Raw genomic sequence first — 16,968 nt, forward strand, 5'->3', positions numbered from 1 at the left:
CTGTCATAGTCGATGGACCACTCAGAAGGGGGCAGCTCACTACGCATCAGCGGGTATCGGACGTTCCGAAGCCCGCAGATTTGCGTCGCCGTGGCGGAGGTTTGCTCCGCCGCGTCATCAATCTTGAAGCGGACCCGAATTACGCCGCTTACCACGGATGTTTGAAACGCGCCCTGGTCACCGCGGCTAGCGCGACGAGAAATCCAAAACCGGCAGCACCTCCAAGCAGGAACGCAGCCGCACTTTCTAACACGCGAAGCGACTCGAACATCACTTAGATGTAGTGATGCTGGCGCATCCCCGAAAGAGCGTATTGCTCTAGATCACTTGGTCGCTCCCGGCGATCGGTCAGCCGATCTCCAAGCAATCATGCAGGATCGTGAGGGGGCCGGCACCCCAAGCGGTGTCGACGTTCACGGGGATATGCGTCACGCCGCCGACAGTGAAGATCCGGTTCCCGTGTTCGGTGCCCGGTGCAGGCGTCCAGACGTCCTCTCCCGCGCGCGGGAGGTGTTCGTACTCGAACTCGCCGATCTTCGTGTCGGACCCATCGGTCTCCGCAATCACCACGACTCTGATCACTCGCTAACTCCCCATATTTCATGAGGTTCTATGCTGACGAACGCCGCGGTGAAAGCCGCACGGCCGCGCGCGGCCGCCTATAAGCTCGGCGACGGCGCCGGGGTGCACCTCTACGTCGCCCCAACCGGCCTGAAGAGCTTCCGCTGGCGTTTCCGCTATGGCGGAAAGGAGCAGCTGCTGACGCTCGGCAGCTATCCCGAGGTTGACCTGGTCGCCGCCCGGGCCCGGGCGGACGCTGCCCGCGCGCAGCTGGCACGCGGCGAGGATCCTCGCGCGCAATCGTCGCGGGTCGAGACGTTCGAAGCTGCCGCGCGTGCATGGCACGCTGTCCAAGCGGAAGGCTGGACGGCTGTTCACGCTGCCGACGTCCTGGTCAGCCTCGAGCGCGACGTCTTCCCGGCGATCGGCGCCGAGCCGCTAGACGCGATCGCGCCGGCCGACGTGCTCGAGCTGCTGCGCGCGGTCGAGCGCCGCGGCGCGCGGGAAACCGCACGCCGCCTGCGGCAGCGGATCTCCGCCGTGTTCGAACTGGCGATCGGCGAAGGCTGGTGCTCGGCCGACCCGGCCGAGAAGGTGGGCCGCGGGCTGAAGAAGCCTGCCGCCGTGCGCCACCACGCGGCGTTGATGACGATCGCCGATGCGCGCCAGCTGCTCGCCGAGGTTGCCCGGTTGGATGCCTCACGCGGCGCGAAGCTGGCGTCGACGTTCCTGGCGCTCACTGCGATGCGGTGGGCAGCCGTGCGCGGCGCGCAGTGGGTCGAGATCGAAGATCTCGACGGCGCCGCCCCGATCTGGCGCGTGCCGGCCGCGCGGATGAAGTTGGCAGCGGCCAAGAAGGCGGATGCCGCGCATGATCACGTCGTGCCGCTGTCGCCCGCGGGAGTGGCGGTGTTGCGTCAGGCCCGGGCGCTGCAGCGCTTCGATGCAGCGCCGGGTGGACTAGTCTTCCGCGGCACCGGCCAAGCTGGTCCACTCGGGGAGGCGGCGATCGGCGCCCTCTACGCCCGCACGTCGTTCGCCGGCCGCCATGTGCCGCACGGCTGGCGCGCAACCTTCTCCACGATCATGAACGAGACGATGCCGCATGAGCGCGGCGCGATCGACCAGGCGCTCGGCCACACGCTGAAGAGCGAGGACGGATCCGCGGCCAAGGTTGAGGGCGCGTACAACCGGTCGCAGCAGCTCGATCGCCGCCGGCGGATCTTCGACGCTTGGGGCGTGATCCTCAACCCGCGGGGCTAGTGCGGCTTGAGCTTGTTGGGCCCGGTTGGTTCAAGGATCAAGGAAACGACGGAAAACAGCAACAGTCCGCGCTCATCTGTGACTTCCACACGTAAATCATGATCATCGAGCAGTGATGGCTCACTCCGGATCGTATCCGCCAGGTAGGTGATCGCGTGTCTTCGGGCGCTGGGGGGCCCGGAGAGTTCAATGCCCTCTACGTCTTGGTCACGGGATCTATGAACGATGTGGAAGAAGTAGCGCATGCTGGCTGAACCTAGTGGCTTGCGATCGGTGCCGTAAGCTTACCTGTGTTATGACAGTTTTAATCGAGACAGATGGCCGGCCCCTGATCAGCGATTGGGGCAAAAGTGGGCGCAGAGGGCGGTCGGACACCGCGCCGTGGGACCGTGCGCGATGCGACCAGTTCCAGACTAAAAAGTTCGGGGTGGATCCGCCTCCTTATCGGACGCGCTGAAATCGGAAGTTGCTACCGGCGCCGGCGCGCTGCTGGGATAGCCCGACGCGGGAGGCACGCCAATCGGAGCGCGCGAGCGGATGCGTTCAATCAGGCCGTCGATAAACTGGAGCGTCGCGCGGCCGGCAACGAGAGCGTCAGGATCCGATTCCAACGCCTCGGCGGTGGGGTACCTGCTCTCATATTCGCGCAGCAGGTCGTAGCGCTCTCTCCAGATCGTCGATTCGGCGAGATCCCACGCGAGCACCACTGCGAGGTGGCACGCGATCAACAGCTCGGGATCGGTAGGCGGTGTCTGCCAAGGCAAGTCGGAGGCGGCCAGCTCGGGAGGCAGTGACATATGCTCTGCCACGGCTCGAGCAATGCGGTCGGTAAAGTTTCGGCCGCTTCGCGGAGGGTCGTTCCGGACCTGCGAGCGCAACACCTCCAATCGCTGGAGAAAGGTGAGCGCCGGATCCATTGTGTTCTCCCCATGCAGCCCGTCCGCGAACGCGGCATCGCCGCATCATGGCACGGTTCGTGCTCCTCCCCCTCGCATACCCCGGGGCGGCGCAAGCCGCCACGCTCCGACAGCCGGTTCTTGGCTATCGGAAGGAGAGGGCGGTTCATTTCAGCCTGGGGGAGTATCAAATTAGCGCGACGCGAAGCGTCTCCTTTTCATCTTAAACCTTTCCTGCATCAGACTGACCCACCAAGGGACTCACACGTGCGACTGAAGCGCCGAGGCTGGCGACGGCCTCTCGGAGTTCGGCAACGCCCGGCATCAAGGGCGCCTCGTCGTGGCTGATGTGGGTCTGCAGGCGGGCTTTGGTCATCCGCTTAAGCCGCCGCTCCCTGCGCTGCAGGAAGGCATGCTTCAACCGCCCGAAGAGGCTGCCGATCGTCAACTTGAAGGCGTTGGCGATCTGTTTCCGCTGAGCGCTGAAAGCGCCATCACCGTCCGGCTGCACCCGGCTGCGGCGGATCCGCGCAAGGAAGCCGAGAGGTTCCCACTTGTCCAGAGCCCGACCGACCGCTTTGCGTTCGCACCCAGCTTCAGCAGCGATCTCATCCCAGCTGGCGATCCACTCGCCCGTGCGCTTCAGCATGCGCAGCAGCGCTTCGAGCACGTCGACGTCGGTGCGTGTTGGGGCCGCTTCATACTCCGCCAGCGCCGTTTCGACACGCTCCAACTCGATTAGGGCTGTCGCCGGTGCACCGACGGGCACAGTTCCGGGTGGTCGAGACGCGTAATCGGCTAGCTCTGCGCGTAACGCAGCCTGCTTGTCCCGGAGATCGCGCACGACGGGGCGTGGGTACTTGACGCGCGCTTCGCGCTGCAGGTCCCTTCCAACCTCTACGAGCGAGTCTGTCGTGGCGTACCTCAGTGTCGGGGTGCTGAAGCGGTTATGTTCCCAAGGCTGCGCGGCCGCGTCGTTCTCGTCCAAGGAGTTGCGGCGGACGCGGCTGTCGGCTCCACGGCGGTCAGGGTTAGCCCGCTCAGCAAGGCTGGCGGCGAGGCGTCCGATTGGGACGCCGCTCATGCTGCCAGCCTCCCGGCTGTGCCTAGCGCGGTCCGGTGAGCAGCGCCTGTGGGGGCACCAGATCGGCGGTCAGAATGTCCGCCCACTCCTGCGCGAGCTCGCGGCGGCGCGGCATGTAGGCTGCGCGGTTGTACACCGCTTCCACTCCCTTCGGAATGTGAGCCAGCATGAGATCGATGATCTCTCGATCGCCCACTCGGCTTTCGACCGCAGCCAGTTCGTTCATCACGGTCGAGAAAGTCGATCGCCAGCCATGGGGCACGTGAACGCCCGCAAAACCTGCGTCCCGATACGCCTTGCTCAAGGTGCTGTCGCTGATCGGCTGTTTGAAGCTGCGGACCCCGCGGAAGATCAGCGGCCCACCGGAGAAGGCCATCGCCGCCTGCACCACCTCCACTGATTGGCGGGCGAGGGGCACCACAAACTCGTAGGCGGTGTCCTCTTTCCGCTCGAGCACGAGCTTCATCTTGTGGGCGGGGATGCGCCACATGGGGGCATCGCCATCCAGATCCTCGAATTCCTCCGGCTCCGCCAGGCGCAGCACGCCCGCCCGAACAGCCGTCAGCGCCAGCAAACGAGAGGCAAGCTTCGTCAGCGGTTGGCCTGGTTGACCCTCGACCTTGCGCAGCACCTTTCGGGCAGCCTCCACGGTGCGCACGGCCGGGAACTTCCCCTTCTTCACTCGCGCCAAAGCGCGACTGGCTGCTGCTGCCGGGTCGCTGGTTGCTATGCCGCTGCCGATCGCCCGGCCGAACACCTCGGAGACACGCTGTCTCACCCGGTGCGCCGTTTCCACCGCCCCCCGCTTCTCGATGGGTCTGAGCATCTGGATTATCAGCGGTGTCGTGATGGCGTCGATCGGCAAGCCGCCGAGCTTTGGATAGACATCCTGTTCCATGCTGCGCTTGATCAGCGCGAGATACCGCGGCGTCCAGCTGGACGCCTGGCTTTCGATCCAATCCTCCGCGACAGTCTTGAAGGTCGCACCCACCCGCGCGACTTCCGCCGCCGAACGTTTCCGCTTTTCCATCGAGGGGTCGCGGCCAGAGCGCAGCTCCCGGGCGGCATCGTCCCGTAGCTCCCGAGCTTCGGCTAGGGTCACGTCGGGGTAGGGGCCAAAGGTCAGCCGCTTCTCCTTGCCGGCGAAGCGGTACTTCCAACGCCAGCTCCGGAACCCGGTCGACGTAACGTAGAGGTAGAGCCCCCTTGCATCGCTGAGCTTGTAGGGCTTCTCTGCGCCCTTCGCCTGACGGCACGCTTTGTCCGTCAGCATCCGGTGCCCCCACCGGTGAAAACCAAGCCCCCCACGATGCCCCCAAACAAGTTTCGCTGATGAGCGACACTGTGGGACGGTCGGAGACGCCAAACAACTCTGGAAGCAGGGCTTTTTGCCCCGTCCCGAGACGTTCAAAGACAACCTGAATTTGGAGGTTGGTGGAAGGGACTGGATTCGAACCAGTGTACACTTGCGTGGGCAGATTTACAGTCTGCTGCCTTTAACCACTCGGCCACCCTTCCACAGGGCTGCTTCGTCGAAGCGAGGGCGCCCAATGCCGAAGCCCGGCCGTCCTGTCAACGCACTGTCATCATGGTTGCGCGCTTTCTTTTCGACGCATAGCTACGGCACGCCATCCGGGCAGGAGATTTACCACCTATGCGCCATCTGCTTCTGGCCGCGATCGCGGTTGCAGCACCCGCCCACGCGCAGGACCGCAACGACACTGCGCGAATCATGGACGAGGGGCTGGCCCATTCGCAGGTGATGACGACGGCGCAGCACCTCACCGACGTCATCGGCCCGCGGCTCACCAATTCGCCGCAGATGCGCCAGGCGGAGGCATGGACCCAGGCGAAGTTCGCCGAATGGGGGCTGAAGAACGTCCGCAAGGAAGGGGTCGATTTCGGCCGTGGCTGGTCGATCGATCGCTCCAGCGTGCGCATGGTCACGCCGCGCCCGATCCAGCTTACGGCTATCCCGATCGCCTGGACGCCGCCCACGCAGGGCACGCTCAGCGCCCCGATCATCGTCGCGCCGATGAATAGCGCGCGCGATTTCGCGCGTTATCGCGGCCAGCTGGCGGGCAAGATCGTACTCGTGTCGTCGCCGGGCACGGGCTCGGAAAGCACGCGCGCGCCGTTCCGGCGCTACACTGACGAGGAACTGGGCAAGCTTGGCGAGTATAGATTTCCGCGCCACGATCCTGCGGCCGACGCAAAGGAGCTGCGCGAGGCTGATTTCGAGAAGCAGCGCGACGCCTTCCTGAAGGCGGAGGGCGCGCTCGCCTATGCCACCATCTCCTATCGGGACGGAAAGCTGGTGCACGGCGAAGGCTATATGTTCGAGGCGGGCAAATCTCCGTCGCTGCCCGGCGTCGAGATTGCGGCGGAGGATTACCGCCGCCTTGCACGCCTGGCGAAGACCGGCGCGGCGCCGACGCTCGAGATCACCAGCGACGTGCGCTACGACGACAGCGATCCGCAGGCGTACAACATCTTCGCCGAAATCCCCGGCACCGATCCGAAGGCCGGCTATGTGATGGCCGGCGCGCATTTCGACAGCTGGGTCGCGGGCGATGGCGCCAGCGACAATGCGGCCGGCACCGCGGTCATCATGGAGGCGGCGCGCATCCTCTCGCGGCTTGGCGTGCGGCCGAAGCGCACGATCCGCTTTGCGCTGTGGAACGGCGAGGAACAGGCATTGCTCGGCAGCCTCGCCTGGGTGGAAAAGAACCTCGCGACGCGCGGCGGCCCCAATGATCCGCCGCTGGTCGGGGAGCGGCGCTATTATGAATGGAGCAAGCGCTGGCCGATCAACCCGCGCCCCGGCTTCAACGACCTCGCGGCCTATTTCAACGTCGACAATGGCTCGGGCCGGTTCCGCGGCATCTATGCCGAGAACAATCCCGCCGCGGCGGAGATCTTCCGTGGCTGGATGGCGCCGTTCAACGGGCTGGGCATGACCACCGTCGCGATCGGTCGTACCGGCGGCACCGACCATGTCTTCATGCAATCCGTCGGCGCGCCGGGCTTCCAGTTCATCCAGGATCCGCTCGACTATAACAGCCGCGCGCACCATTCCTCCGCCGACACCTTCGATCACCTGAAGGAGGAGGATCTGCGCCAGGGTTCGACGATCCTTGCCGCCTTCCTGCTCAATGCCGCCAATGCCGACAAGGCATTGCCGCGCCCGCCGATGCCGACGCGTCCGGCGGTTACCGATCCCTTCGCTTATCCTGACCCCGAGGAGCATAATTGATGGCACGCCGCGGACATCGTCCCAGCCAGGCACCGGCCGGCCGGCCCCGTTTCTGGGGCCGCCACGCCGTGACGGCTGCGCTCGCCAATCCCAATCGTACCGTGCGCAAATTGTGGGGCACGCGAGAGGCGCTTGCGCCGCTCGATCTGCCGTCCGACCTGCCGGTCGTCTATGCCGATGTCGCCGATCTCGGCCGCATGGTCCCGTCCGATGCGCCGCATCAGGGGCTGGTGGCGGAGGTCGATCCGCTGGACGAGATCTGGCTCGGTGATCTGCTGATGGAGGGACGCGACGATCGCCGCCCGCTGGTCGTGCTCGATCAGGTCACCGACCCGCACAATGTCGGCGCGGTGCTCCGCTCCGCTGCGGCGTTCGACGCGCTCGGCATCGTCACGCAGGATCGTCACGCCCCGCCCGAATCGGGTGCGCTGGCCCGTGCGGCCTCCGGTGCACTGGAAACGGTGCCCTGGGTGCGCGTGGTCAACCTTGCCCGTGCGCTGGACGAGATTGCCGAGGCCGGCTTCTGGCGCATCGGCCTCACCGGCCACGCCGATCAGACGCTGGCCCAGGTGATGGGCGAGGCGAAGGTCGCCATCGTGCTCGGCGCCGAAGGGGAGGGGATGCGCCAGAATACCGAGGCGCATTGCGACCAGCTGGCAAAGCTGCCGATCAGCCCCAAGGTCGAAAGCCTCAACGTCTCCAACGCCGCCGCGATCGCGCTCTACGCCGCCGCCGCGCGCTGAACCGAACGGTAAAAGGGGGCGGGTGCCGATGGCGCCCGCCCCCTTTTCCTGTTCACCGGATCACCGCGCCCCTTATGGGGCAGGCGGTCAGTCTTCCTCGGCGATGCGAACCTTCAGCCCGTCGAGATCGGGGCCGAACGGCAGCTGGCACGACAGCCGCGAATATTCGTCGCGCGTGCTGGAGGAATCGAGCAGGTCGTTCTCGTCCTCGCTGATCGGCGGCAGTTTCGCGGCAAATTCCGGGTCGACATGGATGTGGCAGGTCGCGCAGCTGCAGCACCCGCCGCACAGCGCCAGGATCTCGTCAATGCCGCCGTCACGAATGACTTCCATCACCGACAGGCCGGCGGAACCGTCGATCTCACGTTCTTCCCCGTCACGCAGAGTGACGATAAGCTTGGGCATGCTGCTCTCCCCGAAAGTTTATCGCTCCCTTGCCGATCTTGCGGGCCGCCCGCAATGGGGCTGAGCGAGCGCGCGCTGCGCGACGGCGTCGATGCGCTCGCCGCGATCGAGCCGCGCTTCGCCACCGCGCTCGCCCGCGTCGGCTATCCGCTCACCCGCATCCGTGATCGCGGCCATGTCACGCTGATGCGCACGATCGTCGGCCAGCAGGTCAGCGTGAAGGCCGCCGACGCGATGTGGCGCAAGCTGACCGAGGTGATCGGCGATCCCGTCGATCTCTCCCGCCTCGCGGCCGCTAGCGACGAGGAATTGCGCGCCGCCGGCATGTCGCGGCAGAAATCGGGCTATCTGCGCAGCCTCGCCGAGGAAGTGACCAGCGGGCGGCTCGATTTCGATCGCCTGCCGCCCGATGACGAGGAAGCGATCGCGCAGCTCACTCGCGTGAAGGGGATCGGCCGCTGGTCAGCCGAAATCTACCTGCTGTTCGCCGAGGGCCGCCCCGACATCTGGCCCGCCGGCGATCTCGCGGTACAGATCGAGGTCGGTCGCATTCTGGGACATGAGACGCGGCCCAGCGAGAAATTGACCCGCGAACTGGCGGAGGCATGGCGCCCGTATCGCGGCGCGGCGGCGATCTTCGCCTGGCATCATTATGGCGCCGGCGCCGATGCCGACGCAGCGCCGGTCTGACCGATCGCTCAGTTCCGGATCAGGATGCCGGCTTCCACGTCTGCGTCTGGCAGATGAAGGAAATGCACCCCTTCACCTTCAGCGACCCGTCCTTGGCGCGGGTGACGATCGACTTGTAGCTCTTGCCGTTGCGCGGGTCATAGATCCGGCCGCGCCACTCGTCGCCGGCATCGCTGAATTCGCTCAGGATCGGCATCCCGACGATCGGGCGACTGCGCAGCGCGGCATCGGGATTGTTCACATCGGTGGCAGGCGCGCCGGCCTTCGCCTTGATCACCTTGGCGATTCGCCCACATGTTGATCCGCCGCACTGGCCGATCTGGACGATCGCGCTGCCATCCTGGGTCAGCCATTTGCCCGCAATCGGTTGTGCGGCCTGCGCCGGCCCGGCAAGGGTAAGCGCAGCGAGCGAGAGCGCGCCAGGCGCGGCGAGACGGGCGATCCTCATGATCGCCTTATCAGGGGACGGCGATGAACACGCAATGGACGATCGGCATCATCGGCGGCTCCGGCCTCTACGCGATCGAGGCGCTTGAGGACGCTGAGTGGCGCCCCGTCTCCTCCCCCTGGGGCGCGACCTCGGACGACATATTGTTCGGCCGCATCGGCCCCGTCGGCCTGCGCTTCCTGCCCCGCCACGGCCGCGGCCATCGCATCGCGCCCGGCGACATCCCGGTCCGCGCCAACATCGATGCACTGAAGCGCGCCGGCTGCACCGACCTGATCGGCGTCTCGTCGGTGGGCTCCTTGCGCGAGGAGCTGGCGCCCGGCCGCTTCGTCGTCGTCGACCAGTTCATCGACCGCACTGTCGGCCGTCCCGCGAGCTTCTTCGGCACCGGCATGGTGGCGCACGTTTCGCTCGCCGATCCGGTGTGCGAGCGGCTGTCCGCCTTCGCCGGCGCCGCGGTCCAGGCGGCGGGCGGCAAGGTGACCGAGGGCGCGACCTATCTCGCGATGGAGGGCCCGCAATTCTCCACCCGCGCCGAAAGCGAGATGTATCGCCAATGGGGCTGCGACGTCATCGGCATGACCGCCATGCCCGAGGCGCGGCTCGCACGCGAGGCGGAGCTGCCCTACGCGCTGGTCGGCATGGTCACCGATTACGATTGCTGGCGCGAGAATGAGCAGCCAGTGGAGGTGAGCGAGATCGTCGCGCAGATGGCGGCGAACGGCGTCATCGCCCGGTCGATGATCCGCGCCCTCGTCGCCGCGCTGCCGGCGCAGCGTACCCCGTCGCCAATCGACACGGCGCTGAACGGCGCGATCCTCACCGCGCCGGACCGCTGCGATCCCGCACTCGCCGCACAGAATTCCGCCATACTCGCCCGACTAAACGGTTGAATCGCTCCTCCACGTCCCGCATGGCAGCTTCGATGAAGCCAGCCGCCACTGAACCGTTGCGATCGCTTCCGGAGGTTTATGCCTCCATCCGTGTTCCCGAAGGCGCCGGCTTCTGGCGCCGCCTGTTCGCGTTCGTCGGCCCCGGCTGGCTGGTCGCCGTCGGCTATATGGATCCGGGCAATTGGGCGACCGACATCGCAGGCGGCTCGGCCTTCGGCTACACCTTGCTCAGCGTCATCCTCTTGTCGAACCTCATGGCGATCGTGCTTCAGGCATTGTCGGCCCGGCTCGGCATCGGGGCGGGGATGGATCTCGCCCAGGCATGTCGCCGGCAATATTCGCGGCCCGTCAGCTTCGTCCTGTGGGTGCTGTGCGAAATAGCCATCATCGCCTGCGATCTGGCGGAGGTGCTCGGCACCGCCATCGCGCTGAAGCTGTTGTTCGGGCTACCCCTGGTGGCCGGCGTCTGCGTCACCGCGGTCGACGTGTTCCTGATCCTCGCGCTGCAACGCTACGGCTTCCGCCGGCTGGAGGCGTTCGTCGCCGCCTTGCTGATCGTCATCGCCGGTTGCTTCGCCTTCGAGCTGGCCTGGGCCGGGCCGGACTGGGCGGCCGCTGCCGCCGGCCTCATTCCGACGACCGAGATCATCAGCAACCCGCTGATGCTCTACATCGCGATCGGCATCCTCGGCGCCACGGTGATGCCGCACAACCTCTACCTCCATTCTGCGATCGTGCAGACCCGCGCGGTGGGGAAGGGGGTCGCTGAAAAGCGCGACGCGCTGAAGATGGCGACGATCGATTCCACCGTCAGCCTCGGCCTCGCCTTCTTCATCAACGCCGCAATCCTGGTGCTCGCCGCCGCCACCTTCCACGTCGCCGGCCGTACCGAAGTGGCCGAGATCGAGGAGGCGCATCAATTGCTCGCCCCGATGCTCGGCGTCGGCGCGGCGAGCGCGGTGTTCGCCATCGCCTTGCTCGCCAGCGGGCAGAATTCCACCGTCACCGGCACGCTCGCCGGGCAGATCGTGATGGAGGGGTTCCTCGAACTGCGCCTGCCGATGTGGCTGCGGCGGCTGATCACCCGCGGCCTCGCCATCATCCCGGCGGTGGCGGGCGTGCTGATCGCCGGCGATTCCGGCGCAACGCAATTGCTGGTGCTCAGTCAGGTCGTGCTCAGCCTGCAATTGCCCTTCGCGGTCCTGCCGCTCGTTGCCTTCACCGGCAGCCGGCGCCTGATGGGGTCGATGGCCGCCCCGCGCTGGCTGATCGCGCTTGCCTGGGGGATCGCCGCCGTGATCGTGCTGCTCAACGGCTGGATGCTCTGGGGCATGATGACCGGCCAGGGCTAGGGTGCCTGCCGGGCGCCTGCGCCATCGCGCGGCGCCCGGCAATGTGCAATCAGGCGAACACGGCCACCGACTGCATCTGCTCGGCGACCATCTCGCCCCGGCTGTTCCAGATGCCCATCTGCTGCGACGAACTGCCCGCGCGCGCATAATCCGCGTTGGAGCGGAGCAGCCACCAGCCGTCCTCGGTCGTGGGCTGCGGCCCCAGCACGTTCAGGATCCACGTCAGTGAGCTCATCGGCACGTTGCGCCCGATCAGTCGCAGCGCCGCCGGCGGCAGGCAGTCACCCACCGCCAGCAATTCCACCATCGGGTCCAGCCCCTCGCGCTCGTTGAGCCGCGTCCAGCGCAGCCATTCGGCGGGCAGCAGGTTCGGCCCATCGCGGCGGTCGAGGAACTCGAAATTCTGCGTGAAGGCGACCGCCGGGTGCCCCTTGAAGGTCGTTTCCTCCGGCCCTGGCTTCGCGAAATCGGGCACCGTCGTCACCGCATAATCCAGCTCGCTTTCGATCGCGCGCATGAAGACGAAGGTGCAACGCAGGCCAAGCCCCGCCTCGCTCTCGATATCGGCCTGGATGAACGCCGCATTCTTGCCACGCCGCAGCCGGTGTGCCGTCACCAGGATCGGCCCGGCCAGCGGCCCGATGAAGCTCACCTGCGCCGACCGCAGCGGGGGCAGGTCGGTGTCGGACTGCATCGCGCAGTGAAGCGCGATCGCCGCCGACAGCCCGCCATAGCCGGTCCGCCCCTGCAGCCACCCGTCGGGGATCTCGCCGCGCCAGCCGGGGCCATCGCCCAGCGGGGTCAGGCCGTCCAGGATCTGCTTCAGGCTCGTCATGCATTCACCCCTTCGAATTCACCCTGGGCGAGCCGATCGCGCAGCTCGCGCTTCAATACCTTGCCGATCGCGCTGCGCGGCAGCTCGTCGGTGACATACAGTTTCGACAGTCGCTGGGTCTTGCCCAGCTTCTCGTTGACCGCCGCACGGACCTCCTCCGCGCTCGCCGCAGCGCCGGGGCGGGGGACGTAGAAGCCGACCGGCGTCTCGCCCCATTCCTCGCTCGGCACGCCGACGACGGTGCAATCGGCCACCGCCGGATGCTGCGCCAGCACCGCCTCCAGATCGGACGGATAGATGTTGAACCCGCCCGAAATGATCATGTCCTTCTTGCGGTCCATCAGGATCAGGAAGCCGTCCTCGTCGATCCGCCCGACGTCGCCGTGGCGGATCCAGCGCCTACCCTCGGCGTCATGATATTCCGCGTCGCGCGTCGCGCCCTCGCGCTTGTGATAACCGTTCATCATCGCGGGCGAGCGCCCGACGATCTCGCCCATCTCGCCGGGCGCCACTTCCTTGCCGTCCTCGTCCAGCAGCAACGCCTCGTGCCCGGGCGACAGCTTTCCGACGGTGTGCAGCTTGTCGGGGTTCTCGTCCGCCACCAGGATGAACGACGCGCCGCCCTCGGTCATGCCGTAATACTCAACCAGCTTGCCCGGCCAGCGGTTCAGGATGTCGCGCTTCAGCTCGGCCTTGAACGGCGCGGAGGTGCAGGTCTTGAAGCGGAAGGCGCTGAGGTCGAAGCTGTCGAAATCGGGCAGGGCCATGATGCGCTGATATTGCACCGGCACCAGCATGGTGTGCGTCGCGCGATATTGCTGCGCCAGCTCCAGATAGCGGCGCGCATCGAACTTCTTCATCAGCACCACCGTGCCGCCCCAGGCGAGCGTCGGCAGGAAACTGACCAATGTCGTGTTCGAATATAGCGGCGTCGCCAGCAGCGTGACGGCGGTGTCGAACCCGGCCGTGCTGTTGCGCGACAGATGCTGCCAGCGCATCGTGTGGCTCTGTACGATCCCCTTGGGAATGCCGGTCGTCCCCGACGAATAGATGATGTTGAACCCGTCGAGCGGCGCGATCTCGACCGGCGTCGGCGTGCTTCCCTCCGGCGCCAGCCACTGGTCCAGTTCCTCCAGCATGACGATCCGGGCCGACATCGTCTGCCCGGCCAGCGCATCGGCATTGGCGCGATCGAGGAAGACGAGGTTGGCGCCGCTGTCCTCCACCATGCCGGCGATCTGCTCGGGCGTGGCGGATGGCTGGATCGGCGCTGCGATCGAACCGGCGCGCACCGCGGCCAGGAACACGATCGACTGCGCGACGCTCGGATAGCTGACGATCGCCACCGCCTGTCCCTGCGCCGTGCCGTCGCGCTGAAGCGCCGCCGCGGCGCGGTCCATCGCCCGGTCCAGCTCGGCATAGGTGATGCGCGCGTCGCCATCGGCGATCGCCAGCTTGTCGGGCTGGTTGGCGGCGTGGCGGCGGATCAGGTCCGGCAAGGTGCCGAAATCCCGTGCGAGCAGGTCTTCAACTCTCTCCATGATTTCTGCGCTAGCGGGCGCCGCTGCCGAATGCCATACGCGACATTCGAATTTAAAGGAGAGTCAAATGGACGGCGGAGTGGCAATCGTCACCGGCGGGGGTACCGGGATCGGGGCAGCGGTGGTTCGCCGGCTCGCGGCACGCGGCGTGCGCAGCGTCATCAACTATGCGCACAGCCGTGCCGAGGCGGAGGCGCTTGCGGCAGAGGTCGGCAACGGCTCGATCGCGGTACAGGCCGACATCGCCGACGACGCCGAATGTCGGAAGCTCGTAGCCGCCGCCACTGACACCTTCGGCCGGCTCGATTTCCTCGTCAACAATGCCGGCCGTACCAAACATGTCATGCATGAGGATCTCGACGGCCTCGACGCCGACGATTTCATCGACATTTACCGGCTGAACACCATCGCCGCCTTCCAGATGGTCCGCGCCGCTGCGCCCGCGATGCGCGAAGGGCCGATGAGCGCCGTAGTCAATATCGCCTCGATCGCCGGCATCCACGGCGTCGGCTCCTCGATCGCCTATGCCGCTTCCAAGGGCGCGCTGATCACCATGACGCAAAGCCTCGCCCGAGTCCTGGCGCCGGCGATCCGCGTCAACGCCGTCGCGCCCGGCTATGTCGGCACCGGCTGGTTCGAAAAGTCGCTCGGCGTGGAGGGCAAAGCAAAGCTCGACGCCAATGTCGCGCGCCGTACCCCGATGGCGATGGCTCCGCAGGCGGAGGATATCGCCGGCCCGATCGAGATGCTGCTCGACCCCGCCGGCCGCGCGATTACCGGCGAAACCTGGCGGGTCGATGCCGGCTTCCACCTCGATACCGGCGGCAGCCGCCGTCCCGGCCGGGAGAATTGAAGGTGCTGGCCGCGATGTCTCGGTTCGCGGCCAATAATCTCCGGTAACAGGCCATGATACCCCGCCAGCAGGCCAGCGGGGTATGATGGCGGGCCGGCTCAGCGCCCCGTATTCGCGGTCTGGCCGAACAACACCTTCTTCGCCTCGTCGGACATCGGCGCCGGCGCGGGCTGGATCTCCTTCCCCTTGGCATAGGCCCGCTCGGTCGCCGGCCTCGCCTTGATCGCCGCGTGCCAACGCGCGATGTTGGGAAATTCGCTCAGGTCCTGCCCCTGCGCCTCGGGCAGGATCCAGGGATAGCTCGCCATATCGGCGATCGTGTAATCGTCGCCCGCCACGAACGGTCGATCTGCCAGGCGACGATCAAGAACGCCGTACAAGCGATTGGTTTCATTCAGATATCGGTTGATTGCGTAGGGCACCTTCTCGGGCGCGTAATTGCGGAAATGGTGGTTCTGCCCCAGCATCGGTCCCAGACCGCCCATCTGCCACATCAGCCACTGGTTCACCTCGGCCCGCGCACGCATGGTGTCCCCTCCGAAGCGCCCGGTCTTTTCGGCCAGATACAACAGGATAGCGCCCGATTCGAAGACGGAGATCGGCGCACCGCCATCGGCAGGCTCATGATCGACGATCGCCGGCATCCGGTTATTGGGCGCGATCTTCAGGAAGTCGGGCTTGAACTGCTCGCCAGTGCCGATGTTCACTGGAATGATCCGGTAGGGAAGGCCGGTTTCCTCCAGGAAAAGCGTGATCTTGTGCCCATTTGGTGTCGGCCAATAATGAAGATCGATCATGCAATTCTCCCTTGTGGTTCGTGGGCCAGATGGGGGCTGGGGCCGATCAGGCAAGCACCGCGCGACGCCGCACCACGCCCAACAGGAACACGGCAAAGGTGACGGCACATAGCAAGGAGGCGAGCAGGAACGCACCGCCCGCATGGCCGCGCTCGGCACCAAAGGCCAGTGCTTGGGTCATCGCCAGCGGGCCCACGATGGCCGCGACGCTGGAGAGGCTTGCCAGCCCGCCTTGCAACGCACCCTGGTTCGCGGCGTCGACGCGGGTCGACAGGATCGCATTGATCGACGGTCCGACCAGCCCGGTCACCGCCCCGGCCGCGATCAGCGCGTAGAGCTGCCACCCCTGCTGCGCAAAGGCGTAGAGCGCAAAGACTATCACCCCCGCCGTCAGCCCGATCAGCACCGTACGATCCTCCCCGAACCGCTTGATCGTCGGCCCGATCAGAAACACCTGCGCCAGCATCATCGACAGGCCTGACGCGGCCAGCGACCATCCGATCGCCTTGCTGTCCCACTCCAGCGCGATGCTGACGTAAAAGGTCCAGGTCGAGGGATAGACCATATGCGCGATCTGCCACAGCAACGCGCCGATCAGCAGCGCCGCAGCACCGCCGGTGTGAAAGAGCGGGACAAACGCGCCGACCGGATTGGCACGGCGCCAGTCGAAGGGGCGGCGGTTCTCCGGCACCAGCGTCTCCGGCATCACCGCCAGGATCAGCGCCGCATTGGCGAAGGCCAGCGCCGCCGCGGCGACAAAGGGCGCGCGCGGTCCCAGGTCACCCAACAAGCCGCCGATCGCCGGCCCCAGGATGAACCCGCCACCGAACGCCGCGCCCAGCAGGCCGAACATCCGCCCGCGCTGCTCGGGCGGCGTGACGTCCGCGATGACGGCATTGGCCGGGCCATAGGTCGCACCCGCGATTCCGGCGATGGCGCGGCCTGCAAACAGCCAGCCGAGCGACGGCGCAAAGGCCATGAAGGCATAGTCGATCCCGAAGCAGCACAGGCTGATCAGCAATACGCGCCGTCGGCCGTATCTGTCTGAAAGGCTGCCGATTACCGGACCGGCAAAGAAATGGGTGACGGCGTAGATCGCCAGCAGATAGCCGCCGATCCGCGTCGCATCGGCAAGATCGACGCGTCCGAGCTCTACGATCAGCGCCGGCAGAACGGGAAGCACGATCCCGAAACCGATGGAATCGATCAGCATCGCTGCGATCGCGACGGGCACGGCTGGATGATCGAATCGCATCAGCTCACCTTCCGGCGAAACCGCATAGACGAACAGGTAACAGTTGTCGCTTTGCTTGTCATCGTAAACGTGGCATGAATGCGCCATACCCGATAT

At 66.3% G+C, this 16,968-nt stretch carries 18 protein-coding genes and 1 tRNA gene; 7 read left to right on the forward strand and 12 right to left on the reverse strand.

Annotated elements, in window-relative coordinates; all coding sequences use genetic code 11:
- Positions 1–348: 348 nt before the first annotated feature.
- Positions 349–582, reverse strand: coding sequence for a hypothetical protein (locus L8F96_RS06875; protein WP_136451146.1), 234 nt, complete (start codon positions 580–582; stop codon positions 349–351).
- A 30-nt stretch (positions 583–612) separates the two neighbouring features.
- Here L8F96_RS06875 and L8F96_RS06880 point away from each other — a divergent pair, with 30 nt between their 5' ends.
- Entirely contained in the window at positions 613–1,824 is a 1,212-nt protein-coding gene (locus tag L8F96_RS06880) for a tyrosine-type recombinase/integrase (protein WP_334655645.1), read from the forward strand.
- Here the strand turns inward: L8F96_RS06880 and L8F96_RS18590 are convergent.
- From L8F96_RS18590 to L8F96_RS06900, 5 genes are all read right to left on the reverse strand, one after another.
- Entirely contained in the window at positions 1,821–2,069 is a 249-nt protein-coding gene (locus L8F96_RS18590; RefSeq protein WP_417158950.1) for a DUF6894 family protein, read from the reverse strand. The genes L8F96_RS06880 and L8F96_RS18590 overlap by 4 nt on opposite strands.
- A 168-nt stretch (positions 2,070–2,237) precedes the next feature.
- Complete coding sequence (locus tag L8F96_RS06885; protein ID WP_301090184.1) at positions 2,238–2,741, reverse strand: hypothetical protein; 504 nt, start codon at positions 2,739–2,741, stop codon at positions 2,238–2,240.
- Between the two features lie 202 nt (positions 2,742–2,943).
- On the reverse strand, positions 2,944–3,708 hold the full coding sequence (locus tag L8F96_RS06890) for a hypothetical protein (RefSeq protein ID WP_136451149.1): 765 nt from the start codon (positions 3,706–3,708) through the stop codon (positions 2,944–2,946).
- A gap of 118 nt (positions 3,709–3,826) precedes the next feature.
- Positions 3,827–5,077: a tyrosine-type recombinase/integrase gene (locus L8F96_RS06895; protein WP_334655646.1), complete on the reverse strand. Its 1,251-nt coding sequence runs from the start codon at positions 5,075–5,077 to the stop codon at positions 3,827–3,829.
- Between the two features lie 159 nt (positions 5,078–5,236).
- Positions 5,237–5,322: transfer RNA gene (locus L8F96_RS06900), tRNA-Tyr, on the reverse strand.
- 136 nt (positions 5,323–5,458) lie between these two features.
- Between L8F96_RS06900 and L8F96_RS06905 the strand changes: the two genes are divergently transcribed.
- Complete coding sequence (locus L8F96_RS06905; protein ID WP_334655647.1) at positions 5,459–7,060, forward strand: M20/M25/M40 family metallo-hydrolase; 1,602 nt, start codon at positions 5,459–5,461, stop codon at positions 7,058–7,060.
- Positions 7,060–7,803 carry a 23S rRNA (guanosine(2251)-2'-O)-methyltransferase RlmB gene (rlmB, locus tag L8F96_RS06910; protein ID WP_334655648.1) on the forward strand — a complete coding sequence of 248 codons (744 nt, stop codon included), beginning with the start codon at positions 7,060–7,062 and terminating at the stop codon, positions 7,801–7,803. The genes L8F96_RS06905 and rlmB overlap by 1 nt, the downstream gene beginning before the upstream one ends.
- Positions 7,804–7,890: 87 nt before the next feature.
- Here the strand turns inward: rlmB and L8F96_RS06915 are convergent, their stop codons facing one another.
- Positions 7,891–8,208, reverse strand: coding sequence for a 2Fe-2S iron-sulfur cluster-binding family protein (locus L8F96_RS06915; protein WP_046410477.1), 318 nt, complete (start codon positions 8,206–8,208; stop codon positions 7,891–7,893).
- A gap of 54 nt (positions 8,209–8,262) precedes the next feature.
- Here L8F96_RS06915 and L8F96_RS06920 point away from each other — a divergent pair, with 54 nt between their 5' ends.
- Positions 8,263–8,898 carry a DNA-3-methyladenine glycosylase family protein gene (locus L8F96_RS06920; RefSeq protein WP_334655649.1) on the forward strand — a complete coding sequence of 212 codons (636 nt, stop codon included), beginning with the start codon at positions 8,263–8,265 and terminating at the stop codon, positions 8,896–8,898.
- Positions 8,899–8,917: 19 nt separating this feature from the next.
- Here L8F96_RS06920 and L8F96_RS06925 read toward each other — a convergent pair whose 3' ends face one another.
- Entirely contained in the window at positions 8,918–9,346 is a 429-nt protein-coding gene (locus L8F96_RS06925) for a DUF2147 domain-containing protein (RefSeq protein WP_046410481.1), read from the reverse strand.
- Positions 9,347–9,369: 23 nt separating this feature from the next.
- On the opposite strand from L8F96_RS06925, the gene mtnP reads away from it, so the two are divergent.
- Positions 9,370–10,239 carry an S-methyl-5'-thioadenosine phosphorylase gene (gene mtnP / locus L8F96_RS06930; protein WP_334655650.1) on the forward strand — a complete coding sequence of 290 codons (870 nt, stop codon included), beginning with the start codon at positions 9,370–9,372 and terminating at the stop codon, positions 10,237–10,239.
- A 32-nt stretch (positions 10,240–10,271) separates the two neighbouring features.
- On the forward strand, positions 10,272–11,591 hold the full coding sequence (locus L8F96_RS06935; protein ID WP_046410484.1) for an Nramp family divalent metal transporter: 1,320 nt from the start codon (positions 10,272–10,274) through the stop codon (positions 11,589–11,591).
- A gap of 49 nt (positions 11,592–11,640) precedes the next feature.
- Here L8F96_RS06935 and L8F96_RS06940 read toward each other — a convergent pair whose 3' ends face one another.
- Positions 11,641–12,426 carry a thioesterase family protein gene (locus L8F96_RS06940; protein ID WP_136451156.1) on the reverse strand — a complete coding sequence of 262 codons (786 nt, stop codon included), beginning with the start codon at positions 12,424–12,426 and terminating at the stop codon, positions 11,641–11,643.
- Positions 12,423–13,967 (reverse strand): class I adenylate-forming enzyme family protein, encoded by a 1,545-nt coding sequence (locus tag L8F96_RS06945; protein WP_334655651.1) that lies wholly within the window; start codon positions 13,965–13,967, stop codon positions 12,423–12,425. The genes L8F96_RS06940 and L8F96_RS06945 overlap by 4 nt, the downstream gene beginning before the upstream one ends.
- Positions 13,968–14,034: 67 nt before the next feature.
- Here L8F96_RS06945 and L8F96_RS06950 point away from each other — a divergent pair, with 67 nt between their 5' ends.
- A complete protein-coding gene (locus L8F96_RS06950; RefSeq protein ID WP_136451158.1) occupies positions 14,035–14,820 on the forward strand; it encodes an SDR family NAD(P)-dependent oxidoreductase in 786 nt (261 codons plus the stop codon).
- Positions 14,821–14,918: 98 nt separating this feature from the next.
- Here L8F96_RS06950 and L8F96_RS06955 read toward each other — a convergent pair whose 3' ends face one another.
- Positions 14,919–15,617 carry a glutathione S-transferase N-terminal domain-containing protein gene (locus tag L8F96_RS06955; protein WP_334655652.1) on the reverse strand — a complete coding sequence of 233 codons (699 nt, stop codon included), beginning with the start codon at positions 15,615–15,617 and terminating at the stop codon, positions 14,919–14,921.
- Between the two features lie 46 nt (positions 15,618–15,663).
- Complete coding sequence (locus tag L8F96_RS06960; protein WP_334655653.1) at positions 15,664–16,872, reverse strand: MFS transporter; 1,209 nt, start codon at positions 16,870–16,872, stop codon at positions 15,664–15,666.
- Positions 16,873–16,968 lie beyond the last annotated feature (96 nt).

The organism is Sphingomonas panaciterrae (genome assembly GCF_036890205.1).
Taxonomy (GTDB): Bacteria; Pseudomonadota; Alphaproteobacteria; order Sphingomonadales; family Sphingomonadaceae; genus Sphingomonas; species Sphingomonas panaciterrae.